This window comes from Methylovulum psychrotolerans, from assembly GCF_002209385.1.
Taxonomy (GTDB): Bacteria; Pseudomonadota; Gammaproteobacteria; order Methylococcales; family Methylomonadaceae; genus Methylovulum; species Methylovulum psychrotolerans.
In genome coordinates this window covers 729,599-741,643 of sequence record NZ_CP022129.1, presented here as the reverse complement: position 1 = coordinate 741,643, position 12,045 = coordinate 729,599, and the positions used below count along the sequence as shown (strand labels likewise).

At 55.5% G+C, this 12,045-nt stretch carries 9 protein-coding genes; 1 reads left to right on the top strand and 8 read right to left on the bottom strand.

Annotated elements, in window-relative coordinates:
• Nucleotides 1-105: 105 nt before the first annotated feature.
• The 8 genes from CEK71_RS03120 to dcd all read right to left on the bottom strand — a co-directional run bounded on the left by CEK71_RS03120 (nucleotide 106) and on the right by dcd (nucleotide 10,633).
• Nucleotides 106-1,359 carry a choice-of-anchor tandem repeat GloVer-containing protein gene (locus CEK71_RS03120; RefSeq protein ID WP_088618018.1) on the bottom strand — a complete coding sequence of 418 codons (1,254 nt, stop codon included), beginning with the start codon at nucleotides 1,357-1,359 and terminating at the stop codon, nucleotides 106-108.
• A gap of 177 nt (nucleotides 1,360-1,536) precedes the next feature.
• Nucleotides 1,537-3,531, bottom strand: a complete 1,995-nt coding sequence (locus CEK71_RS03115) for an nSTAND1 domain-containing NTPase (protein WP_088618017.1) — start codon at nucleotides 3,529-3,531, stop codon at nucleotides 1,537-1,539.
• Nucleotides 3,531-4,373: a hypothetical protein gene (locus CEK71_RS03110; protein WP_088618016.1), complete on the bottom strand. Its 843-nt coding sequence runs from the start codon at nucleotides 4,371-4,373 to the stop codon at nucleotides 3,531-3,533. The genes CEK71_RS03115 and CEK71_RS03110 overlap by 1 nt, the downstream gene beginning before the upstream one ends.
• Before the next feature lie 92 nt (nucleotides 4,374-4,465).
• Nucleotides 4,466-5,512, bottom strand: a complete 1,047-nt coding sequence (locus tag CEK71_RS03105) for a metallophosphoesterase family protein (RefSeq protein WP_088618015.1) — start codon at nucleotides 5,510-5,512, stop codon at nucleotides 4,466-4,468.
• 150 nt (nucleotides 5,513-5,662) lie between these two features.
• Nucleotides 5,663-6,895 carry a hypothetical protein gene (locus CEK71_RS23075; RefSeq protein ID WP_198328443.1) on the bottom strand — a complete coding sequence of 411 codons (1,233 nt, stop codon included), beginning with the start codon at nucleotides 6,893-6,895 and terminating at the stop codon, nucleotides 5,663-5,665.
• 180 nt (nucleotides 6,896-7,075) lie between these two features.
• Nucleotides 7,076-8,680, bottom strand: a complete 1,605-nt coding sequence (locus tag CEK71_RS03095; RefSeq protein ID WP_088621485.1) for an ABC transporter ATP-binding protein — start codon at nucleotides 8,678-8,680, stop codon at nucleotides 7,076-7,078.
• Between the two features lie 10 nt (nucleotides 8,681-8,690).
• The gene (locus tag CEK71_RS03090; protein WP_088618014.1) at nucleotides 8,691-9,998 is read right to left on the bottom strand and encodes a TRZ/ATZ family hydrolase; all 1,308 of its coding nucleotides are present in this window, start codon (nucleotides 9,996-9,998) and stop codon (nucleotides 8,691-8,693) included.
• 68 nt (nucleotides 9,999-10,066) lie between these two features.
• Nucleotides 10,067-10,633, bottom strand: coding sequence for a dCTP deaminase (gene dcd, locus CEK71_RS03085; RefSeq protein ID WP_088621484.1), 567 nt, complete (start codon nucleotides 10,631-10,633; stop codon nucleotides 10,067-10,069).
• 279 nt (nucleotides 10,634-10,912) lie between these two features.
• On the opposite strand from dcd, the gene CEK71_RS03080 reads away from it, so the two are divergent.
• Nucleotides 10,913-12,010, top strand: a complete 1,098-nt coding sequence (locus CEK71_RS03080; protein WP_088618013.1) for a TIGR03118 family protein — start codon at nucleotides 10,913-10,915, stop codon at nucleotides 12,008-12,010.
• The last annotated feature ends 35 nt before the right edge of the window (nucleotides 12,011-12,045 follow it).

The following is a 12,045-nucleotide window of genomic DNA, read 5'->3' as shown; positions in this document are numbered from 1 at the left end:
TTTGCCACTGAACTTAAATGGCAACATTATTTTATGCACGTTCCTTAACCGGGCTTTTAGCCACTGCCACCCACAAAGTAGCCACAAACCGCTGAACTGTTACACCTATGGGCTGACCTTAAATACCGTGCCAAAACCGTATTGGCCTCCTGAGTTGGTTGCCCCATAGAGATTACCTAAGGCATCCCGCACCAGTCCGGCAAAAGGAGATTTCCCGTTGGTACCGTCAAAATCAACCAGTGTCGCTAATGTCCACGCCGTTTGTCCGGTCACGGGCGGCGACAGCTTGAAAACAGTACCAAAATCGTCGTCAGCACCGCCGATAAAGGCTGTGCCATAAAGGTTGCCGGATGCATCCCTCAGCAGCGGCGCAAAGGGGTAGTGGCCGCTGGTCGCGGTAAAGTCGGCCAGTGTGGTCAGCCTCCAGGTGGTTTTGCCCGGCAAGGGCGGCGACAGTTTGAACACCGTGCCTAAGCCGTTTGCCCCACCACGGGTGGTTGTGCCATAGAGGTGGCCGACTTTATCGGCCACCAGTCCGGCAACCGGAAAATTCCCGTGTGTGCCGTCAAAATCAACCAGCGTGGTCAGCACCCATTCGCTCTGTCCGACCGCAGGCGGCGACAGCCGGAACACCGTGCCGTCATCGTCAACGCCGCCCCACCAAGTTGTCCCGTACAGATTGCCGGACGCGTCCATAATCAACCCACCAAACGGCAGGGCGCCGTTGGTGCCATTAAAGTTGACCAACGTGCTCAGTGTCCAGCCTTTTTTTCCGGCGGCAGGCGGCGCTAGCCTGAACACGCTGCCGCCATGGCCTGCCCCACCATCAAATGTTGTACCATAGAGGTTGCCGGACACATCCCTCAGCAAGCGGGCGGAAGATAAGGGGGCTTGTGTACTGTCAAAATTGAACAGTGTAGTCCGCGTCCATTTGGTTTGCCCGACCGCAGGCGGGGCTAGCCGGAATATCGTGCCTACGCCGTTGGTGCCACCGCTGACGGTGACTGCGTACCAATTGCCGTCTTGGCCTTGCAGCAAAGGGCCTGGCTGATAACCGTCACTAGGGCTGTTAAATTTGCTGAGCCGCGTTAACGTCCACGCGGTGTATCCGGGTGCTGGCGGCGACAGTTTGAGTACCGAGCCGGCATAGCCTAGGCCTTTTGCCGTCCCGTACAAACTGCCCGCCCCGTCCAATACCCATGTAGAATCAGGATAGGCACCGTTGTTGCCGTCAAAATCAAGCAGGGTGGTGAGCTGGGTAGCCTGCGCCCAATTTGGCAAGACCACGGCCATCAATAAGGGAACAGCGGCCAGTTTGCAACAGGCCCGCAACGCCGACAAGGTATTCTTTTTTTGCATATATTTCCCCTTAGGGTGATGATGGTTTACGCACAAAGTTGGCTGGACGAAAAACAGACAGGTCGCTGCCTTAGGACAATCGCATTAAACATGTAGCAAGACAATTTATTAGGTTTTAATTGCTGCTGGGCAAAACTGTCCGAACTGTCCGAGTATGGCTTTCAGCACAAAACCCGGTCATAACTCTTCCTCAACAAGCCAACGCCCCAATACAGGGATATTAAGCTGGCCTTGCCCATCAATTAGCAGCCGCCGTTCCAGCCAACGGCGGGTACGCGGATCGAGGGACGTGGTTTCGCCTTGAGCCAGCCCCTGCAAAGCCGCGCGGGCAGATTCGGGGGCGGTGCGGTACAAATGGCGGAAATAATAGGCGCTTTGTTCCAGTGCGCGGCGCTCCACCGCTTCCAGATCAGCCAGCTCGGCGGTGCGGCACTGGGTTTCATTAAGGCGGCTGACCAAGAGACTGCCGTACAACTGCACCAAATAGGGCTGACCACCTGTACGCTGATAGATACTTTCGGCCACGCCTACGGGGATGGCCTCGGCGGGAAATACCGGAATGGGGCGGGTCAAAAGCCCTACCGTTGTTTGCCTATCCAAATGCCCGATAGCTATTTCGCGGACATTAATGAAATGGTCGCTCCATAACTCTCCCCATTCCTCAAAGGGGGCGGCACCGGAAACCAGCAGCCGCACCCGCCGCTTGTGCTGGATGGTGGCCCGCAGTAAGCCCATGAATTGTAAGAGTTCCCGTCGCTCGCCGGGAAACAGGTCTTCCAGACGCTCAAATTCGTCGATGCAGAGCAACAAGCACCGTTCACCGACGGCTGTTTCCAGTGCGTCCAGCCAGTCTTTGGCGGTCTCGAAAGGGGCCGTCAATAGGCGTTTCCGGTCTAAGGCAGGCAGTTCCAATTGCCGGTCACGCCGGGCTTGAATACGGATCTGCCGATCCATGGCTTCGAACAACGCCGATAAACTATCCACGGGGTTGTCTTGAAGGTCGAACAATACCACCACCGCATCCGGCAACATCGACGGCAGCATTTTAAGCAACGAGGTCTTGCCGCAACGGCGCGGCCCTAAAAGCGCCAAAGACGCGGCATTCCCGGCATCGGCCAGCAGCTCATCCACCTGCCGCACCAGATTTTCCCGCCCCCGAAAAACCTCCCGCCCCGTTTCCGGCTCCAGAGGATTCCCAGAGCGGAAGGGATTGGGCAATTGCTGTTCGGCGGCTTGTTCCGCCTCCCGCCGCAAAGCGGCCAGAGCGGCGTACCAAGCAGGTAGGATAGGCCGCAGTTCGCGGGCTAAAAAGGAGGGGGTATTGAGCAACTGGTTTTCCAGCGACTTAAAAGCCTTTTCTCCCCGTTCCAGATGGCCTAAACGGTGATAGGCGATCTCGGATTGTTGCGCCGCTTGAAAATAACGGGCCATTTCGGCCAAACCCGACAGCAGCGGGTCTGCACCCTCTACCCCCGGCAACCAATCCCCCTGGAGTTCCGCTGCCTCGGCAAAGCGGCTGGTCTGGGCATATTGAGCCAGTTCCCGCGCTTGCAAGCGGGCTAAAGCGATGCGGCCAAGCCGCCGCTGACCCGGCGCGATGGCACAAGCATCAAGTGTCCGGCGCGCCAAGGACGGGTCGGTTTCTGCTGTGAGTGTTATATGGCTGACTAAGAAAGGCAAGGGAAAATAGATCAAGTCATGGTGCAGCACCGGAGACCAACTTAGGGTAGGCCGACCCGTGAAACGCTGGATGAAATACGAGAGGAATTCAGCCTGAATCTCCATAAGATAAAACGGCAACCGGATATAAGATACGCCCGCAGCCACGCCCGAAGCCACGCCCCAAGCCACGCCCAAAGCCACGCCCACAGCCACGCCCGAAGCCACGCCAAAAACCACGTTCAAGTAATCCACTACGAACCCGCGGGATTGGAAAGCTAAAACCAATGCGCCAGTTAACAGTGGTGTAGCCGTCACAAGCAATACAAGCATCCGTAAGATAAAAGCCCGTTCCACCCCACCCCACCGCCAGAACCGCCAAGCGAGTGCATCAGGCTTATCAATCCCCAAAGCACGCAAACGCCTATGCAAGGTCATTGGCTGCATGAACAGCAGCCAGAGCAGTTCCCAATAGCCTGGTAAGCGTGCCTTCGGCTGTGTGCTGGCAACCATCACGCTTCGTCCTCTTCTTCCAGCCATTGACGTAAAACCTCACCGAATAACCGACCGTTCTCATCCAGCAAGCCCCGCAGTCGTAAGGCACTGTTAGTGGAAGGAAAACCGCCAGTTGCAACATTCCGCAAGGCCTGCTTATCCTTGTCGCGTAAGGTTTTCCAAAGCTGGCGCAGGCGGGGGTAGGCATTTGATCGGGCTTGGTCTACCGCCCATTCGCGGGATTTGCCGTGACGGCGGGCTTCGGCCAAGCGATAACCCAGAAGTTGCAAAAAATAGGGGTGGTGACCAGCCCAGCGGCGCATCAGCGCTTGGTCTTCCCCGTCCAGCTTACCCTCACCGCGCCGCACCAATTGCTCGGCGGCGGCGGATTCGAGCAGGCCTAGCCGTTCGATGCGCAGTTTATTGTCAAAAGGCGAGCCACGCCCCAGCTGTTCGAACACCAAGTCAATAGGCTGATGGGTGGCCAGCACCAAGCACAACCTATCCAAAAGCCCCCGGAGCCGCTCAAAGAAACGGTATTCAAACTTGCGCAGGAAGATTTCCGCTTCATCCAGCAACAGCACAGGCGGCAGGCCGGGCAGGCCAACACTGTCGACCCAAGCCGCCAGCCGGTCGGCGGCAGGGTCGGCGCAGTCAGCACAAGCGTTACCAGTAATGGCGGCCACAAAAGCAGACAGCGAAGCCGCTTCCGACCCTTCACCACGGAGCAGAACCACTGTCCGGGCCATGGTGCGGGCTTTTTGTTCGAAATTTTTCAGCACCGACATTTTGCCGATACATCGGTCACCAACCAAGGACACACTGGAACCCTCTTCCAAAGCTTGAATCAGGCTATCCATTAAGGCCACCCGACCCACGAAATTAGGCGGAAGGGCCGGACGATTGAAATCGTAGGGATTGGAGCTAGGGTCAATCCGGGCTATGGCTTGGGCTAATGGCCACAACAGCCGCCCTTGGTGGCTTTGCTTGTAACGGCTGTCATCGTCGTGCCAATGGCCTCGCTCTGACCAAGCCCGGAACCAAGGTTCAACTTGATGGGCCGCCTTTGCCCATCAAGTTGTAAGGTGATGAGTTGGCAACCGTTAGGGTATTGGTCTGCGTGGTGGCCTTCGTACAAACAGCCAGCCGCCAATTCCACCAGCCCCCGGTCGGGGTCGTCACTGCGTTCAAGAACGGCGTTGTGCAAATGGCCGCGCAGCAACAGGTCGGCATGTTCAGCTAACAGATTTTTAGCAGCGGCGTGATCGGCCAGATCCCAAAGCGGATGATGGCAGAGGACAAGGCGCAAACCAGGGAATTTGTTGCCTTTCTTGTCGGTGGCATGAAGCATGATTTGGTCATCGGTGAGCCAAAGCTTTTGGGCATCGTGCTCGTCCCCAGCCAGCCAGGCGGTATCCAGACCAATAAGGTGTATCGGAAAAGGCAAAGCCGGAAAATCCGGGCAGACGTGATAACCCACCCGTCCGTGGTCATGACGCTCCGGCAGCAATGCTTCCCGACCCAGTTCCGTAAGCCATTGGCGATAAGCGGCCTGCCGTGCCAACACCGGTTCAAGCCAACCCGTATCCGCACCGGGCGGCGGTTTACCGCTGCCTCTCAGCCAACGCGATAACGTCAGGCCATCCATTTGGCTGAAGGTTTCGCGCAGTTTTTGCCATTCCGCCAGATGGAGGCCTCGGTCAATGTCGTGGTTGCCGGGCACAAGGAAAAACCGCTCAGGTGGCAGGGACAGCTTTTTCAATACGGCGTGGAAGAATGCAGTGGCGGCGGCATATTCCCCCGGCTTACCCCAATCCGCCGCATCGCCAGTAAAACACACCAAATCAATAGGGCCGGCAGCGGTGAAGGCTTCCAGATTATGTTCCCAGGTTGCCCCCAAAACCCGCTGCCGCCGCCAAGATTCCGTCTCGCGCGGGCCGCGTTCGTGCAAGTCGGAGATATGTAGGATGCGTAGCGTGTAGTTTTTTTCGTGTGCCATAGCTAAACTTTCTAACGGTATCGTACTAGGCTATAGCTATTTTCTCCTAAAAGCAATACGGGGAGAGGAAACTCAATCCCTAGCGTATTTTGGTAAGCCACTTGGCGAATATACCGCAACTTAATTGATTTTTATGCTGATTGTACCGGATTATGGGGAGGCCCGAACTCCCTGCAAGGAAGCGGAAACCAGTAGGTTTTCCAACCAGTTGTCTTGGTATGAAAAACCGTTCAACCTCTCCGCCGGACTCTTTTTACCCAAGTGTTTCTTTACCGTCATCGGGTTTGACGGCGCAAAGTTGTAAATGAGCGCCCAGCCCCGGATATTGAGTTCCGCCGTGGCGCGCCCGCCATGGAAGTATTGGGTGCCGAAAAGGTGCCTGTCCATCCGTTGCATGACCCGGTCAAGCATGTTGCTGGTCCTGTGGCACCCCGGATGGCCGTAGGCGGCGGAGTAGCGCCGACGGTTTTCCCCCAGTTTCCTGATGGGGCCGGTAATGGCGGCCGGCAAGGCCGGCCCCGCCGCGCACCATTCCACCAGCCTTCTGACCCGTTGGCTGAAGGCGGCTTTGCTGGCCGCACGGTAGCAGCCCCACAGCTTGGTGGCGGCCCCAAGGAACAATGCGCCATATTTCAGCTTGGCGCGGTCACGCATCTTGATGAAGATATGGAGGAAACAGCACAGCACCAAGATGCCGGGGAACAGGGCGGCCCAGGCGTTTTGAGTGGCCGCCCACCCGTCCGTGTTGACGGTTTCGGGGCGGTAACCCGGGCCGGCGGCCTTGGCCTCTCCGGCAAACACACCATAAGCTTCGGTCAGGGCTTCCGTGCCCGCGTTTTCGGCCACCGCGACCCCCAAGACGCATTCCTTGGCCACGGTGGTGGCGACATAGCACTTCCCCCCGCCCAAACGGGTGTGCTTCTCGTCGGCAAGCACATGCTTAGGCAAGGCGGTGCCGCCCCGCACGGTCGTCCCCACCACGCTGTTCCGCCCCAAGTGGTTTTCCAGCCGGTACCAATACATCGGGCCGCGCCCGAAAACGTGGGCCAACGCATGGAAGGGTACCCCGTACTTGCGCAAATACAGCGCCTTTTCGGTATCGGTGGTGAAACCGCCCATATAAGGCATGGCGAATGACGGGCGTATGCTGTAGTCCGTGCCGCTAACCGTTATCCGCCGGATGGCGATGCCCAGTTTCTTTGAGCGGCGGATGTCCTTCATGGCATAGCCCCGCCCCATCCCCTCCGGGAACAGCTCAGGGTGTGCCGACCATTGGCCGTCAACATGCCCCCTGAATGTCTTGGGGTCTTTTATTAGGCCGTCATAGCGGTTTTTCTCGAACGGAAGGCAAATGGTATGGCTTTTCCTTAGCTTGGTTTTCATGGCACACCCTCAACGCTTTGGGGGTCAAATTACTCCACTTAGGCAACAAAATCAACAAAATACCCGATTTATATGCACCCCATAATCCGGTACAATCAGTTTTTATGTAAACAGTTAGCCATTTTAGGTAAATTTAATCCCGTCAATCATCTTCTTTCAACCGCAATAACAAACATCCCCTCACCCCACCCGCAAAACCGGCACCGCCGCCAATAATTTTTGCGTGTAAGCTTGTTGGGGTTGGGTCAGCACTTGTTTGGCATCGCCTTGTTCGATGATTTTGCCTTTATACATCACCGCCACGGCATCGGCGATTTCCGCCACCACCGCCAAATCATGGGTAATGAACAGATAACTCACACCTTGCTCGCGCTGTAAGGTTTTCAGCAAGCTGATAATCTGCGCTTGCACCGACACATCCAAGGCGCTGGTCGGCTCATCGCAGACAATCAGGCGGGGCTTGACCGCCAACGCCCTGGCAATGCAGATGCGTTGGCGTTGGCCGCCTGAAAACTCGTGCGGATAGCGCAAGGCTGCGGCTTCCGGCAAGCCGACTTGTTGCAGCAATTGCCGGACACGGCTGGCGCGTTCGATCGCGCTGACTTCGGGGTATAAGGCGGTAATGCCTTCGGCGATAATGTCACCTATCAACATCCGGGGGTTCATGGCCGCAAACGGGTCTTGAAACACCATCTGCATCGCCGCGCGTTGCTGCCTTAAGGCTTCGCCGCTTAATTCATGCAAGGCTATGCCGTCCATAAACACTTGGCCGCTGTTATGCGGCAATAGGTTTAACAGGCTTTTGCCTAGGGTGGTTTTGCCGCAGCCCGATTCGCCGACTAAGGCTAAGGTTTTGCCAGCAGGCAGTTCAAAACTGACCCCATCCACGGCCTTAACGTAATCGACGACGCGCTGGAACAGGCCTTTGCGGATGGGGTAATAACAACAAAAATCTTTGACTTGCAATAACGGTGTCGTAGCCGTTTCAGATGGGGTTTTGGCGTGGTTGATGGACGGCAACGCCGCCAGCAGTTTCTGGGTATAAGGGTGCTGGGGTTGCCGGAAAAAATGCCCGGCCAATCCGGTTTCGACAATTTTGCCTTGCTGCATGACGGCGACACGGTCGGCGATGCTGGAGACCAAGGCCAAATCATGGCTGATTAACCATAAGGCCATGCCTGTTTGCTGTTGGATCTGTTTTAACAATGCCAAAATTTGCGCTTGTATGGTCACATCCAAGGAGGTGGTCGGTTCGTCGGCGATCAACAAATCCGGTTGCCCGGCTAAGGCCATGGCAATCATCACCCGCTGGCGCTGCCCCCCGGACAATTGGTGCGGAAAATCTTTCAGGCGTTGCTGGGGGTTAGGGATTTCCACTTGTTGCAACAATTCCAACACCCGTTGCGCTAAGGCTTGCGCCGATAACGTAAAATGCAGGCTAATGACTTCGGCGATTTGCTGACCAATCGTCATCACCGGATTTAACGCCGACATGGGGTCTTGAAATATATAGGCGACGCGGCGGCCCCGGATTTTGCATAAGTGCAGTTCCGCCAAAGCCAAGAGGTTTTCACCCTGCAATGTAATGGCTTCGGCGCTGATATGCGCTGTGTCGGGCAATAGGCGCAACACCGATAAGGCGGTAATTGACTTGCCCGAACCGGACTCGCCGACCAGCGCGAAGGTTTCGCCCGGATACACGGCAAAACTGATGTCATCGACGACTGGCTGGCCTTGCTTGAAGGCGACACGCAAATGCTCAACGGCAAGAATGGGCGGCTTCAGCATAGCCAGCTCAACCTGCCAACCGCTGTTGCCACACCGCGATTTTGGCCCGCAACGCGGCGATGTCTAAGGCCGTTAACTGGCCTTGCTTCAACAACTGTTTTCCCGCCACCCAAACATCGGTCACTTGCCGACGGTTAGCCGCGTAAACGATTTGCGAAACCGGGCAATACACGGGTTGGGTTTCCAAGCCGCTTAAGTCTATGGCAATCACATCGGCGGCTTTACCGATGCTTAAAGAACCGATTTCCTTATCCAAGCCCAAGGCTTTCGCGCCATTTAGCGTCGCCATCCGCAACGCTGTCATGGCGGGTACGGCGCTGGCATCTTCGGCGACGGCTTTCGCCAATAACGCCGCCGTGCGCATTTCGCCCAGCATGTCCAGGTCGTTATTGCTGGCGGCACCGTCTGTACCTAAGGCGACATTAATGCCCGCCGCCAAGCATTTAGCGACCGGACAAAAACCGCTTGCCAGCTTAAGGTTAGATTCGGGGCAATGGATGATATGCGCCCCCGCATCAGCCATTAACCGGATTTCTTCGTCATTTAACTGGGTCGCGTGGACGGCCAATAACGACGGGTTAACCAGCCCCAGTTCATGCAGGCGCTGTAAAGGCCGCTTGCCGTCGTCCGCTTGCGCCTGTTCCACTTCGTGGCGGGTTTCGTGGACGTGGATATGGATGGGGGTTTGGTATTGCCCGGATAAGGCTAAGACCTTTTGTAAAGGTGCATCGGAAACGGTATAAGGGGCATGGGGGGCAAACGTGGTGGTAATCAGCGGCTCGCCGTGCAACGCTTCATGCAAGGCCACCGCTTTGCTCAGATACATTTCGCTGTTGTCCGCCCACACGGTCGGAAAGTCGAACACTACCAGGCCGATACTGGCGCGTATCCCGTGCTGTATGGCTTGCTGGGCACTGATGTTCGGGAAAAAATACATGTCATTAAAACAGGTCGTCCCGCCCATCAGCATTTCGGCAATCGCCAAATCGGTACCGTCTTTGACAAATTCTTCACTGACCCAGCGTTGTTCCAAAGGCCAGATATGGTTTTGCAGCCAATCCATCAACGGCAAATCATCTGCCCTGCCGCGTAGCAAGGTCATGGCCGCGTGGGTGTGGCTATTGATAAAACCGGGCAATAGCGCGTGGTCGGGCAAGTCTTCTGTGCTTGCGGCCTGATACTGGGCGATAGCCTGTGCGGTCGGCAATAAATCAATAATCCTGCCCTCGTGAATGACCAGCGAATGGTGTTCTAAGGTGCTGTCGGACTCTACGGGAATCACCCAACGGGCGTGGATAAGGGTATCGACCTGCATGGTTAAGGTTCCTGATAATGGCGGTAGAAAAGAAAAGGTGGCAGCCCCTTCGGCAAGGGGCTTGTCCGTTAGGCTTTAGGTAAGGTCACGCCAGTTTGCCCTTGGTATTTTCCGCCCCGGTCTTTATACGAAGTCTCGCAGACTTCGTCGGCTCCTAAAAACAGCATTTGCGCCACGCCTTCATTGGCATAAATCTTCGCGGGTAGGGTTGTAGTATTGGAAAACTCCAAGGTCACATGCCCTTCCCATTCCGGTTCTAACGGCGTGACATTGACGATAATGCCGCAACGGGCATAAGTGGATTTGCCCAAACAAATCACCAGCACATCACGCGGGATGCGGAAATATTCGACAGTACGCGCCAGGGCGAAAGAATTGGGCGGGATAATACAGACATCCGACTGGACATCGACGAAGCTACTGGAATCGAAGTTTTTCGGATCAACAATCGCCGAACTGATATTGGTAAAAATCTTAAACTCGTCCGAGCAACGGACATCATAACCATAACTGGACGTACCGTAAGAAATAATTGGCCCGCGTTCCGACTGTCTGACCTGACCTTCCGCAAAAGGTTCGATCATCCCTTGCTGCTGTGCCATACGGCGTATCCATTTATCGCACTTAATGCTCATTGTCTTATAAATCCCATAATTAACTAAAAATGCCGCCATTTTATCATAAACTGGCGGCAACACGTCTGGCTGCACAGACTTGGTATTCCCATTATGACCGGAACCTACCTAAGGCTTCCCCTCCCCTATTCCACTACCCGGCTGAACCTTCCCGGCATTATCGGGGATACAAATATGTTATGGAACGGCAGCGCTTAAGCCAGCTATAACAAACCCAAATTTTCAGGCCGTCAATAAAGCCAACATTCCGCTTTTACTTAATGTCCGAGGACAACATTTATGAAAAACCTAACCCCAACGCCTACTTTCCCTTTTATAGCATTGGCCGCCACTTATTGGCTAGTGGGCATTAGCACGACTGCACAAGCCGATACTAACGGCACCTACCGCCAAACTAATCTGGTAGCCGACCAACCCGGTGTTGCAGCCCAAACCGATCCCAATCTCCAAAATGCGTGGGGCATTGCTTTTAATCCGAACGGGGCGGTATGGATAGCCAACAACCATACCGGCACCACTACGCTGTACGACGGCAACGGCGTACCTATTGCCGGCCTACCTGTGGTGAACGTGCCGGATGCCAGCGGCGCGGTAGGCAGTCCGACCGGGGCTGTGTTTAATTCCAGCAAAGATTTTAATATCACCCCCAATAATCCGGCGGCTTTCATTTTTGCCAATGAAAGCGGCTCGTTAGCCGCTTGGAACCCCACTGTCGACTTGCACAACGCCAAAGTTGTCGGTACGCCTATCGCCGGAAAACCCATTTATAAAGGCTTGGCACTGGCCGCTAACGGCACAGCACATTTCTTATATGCCACCGACTTCCATAATGCCAAAGTCCGGGTATTTGACAGCACGTTTGCCTTGGTGAACGCCAAACAAACCTTGGGCTGTGATTTTACCGACCCCAGCATCCCAGCCGGTTTTGCCCCGTTCGGCATCCAAAACATCAATGGCGCTTTATATGTGACCTATGCCCAACAAGATGCCGCTAAGGAAGATAATGTCTCAGGCCCAGGCCTAGGTTATGTCAATGTGTTCGATGCCAATGGTTGCCTGATCAAACGTTTCGCTTCCCAAGGGGCATTAAACGCCCCGTGGGCAGTGGCCGTGGCTCCCGCCAATTTCGGTATCCATAGCAACCAAGTGCTGATCGGTAATTTTGGCGATGGCGCCATCAACACATTTAATCCCGTAACCGCCCGTCCTGGTGGGGCATTACGCGGTTTGGACGGTAAGAAAATCAAGATTGACGGCCTGTGGGGGCTAGCATTCGGCAACGGCGTAGTTAATCAAGCCACTAATAGCCTGTTCTTTACGGCAGGCCCGAACGACGAAACCAATGGGCTTTATGGCAAAATTGATGCTGCCCCATAATCATGGCATAGCGATTACAAGTAGTAAGCCCCTAT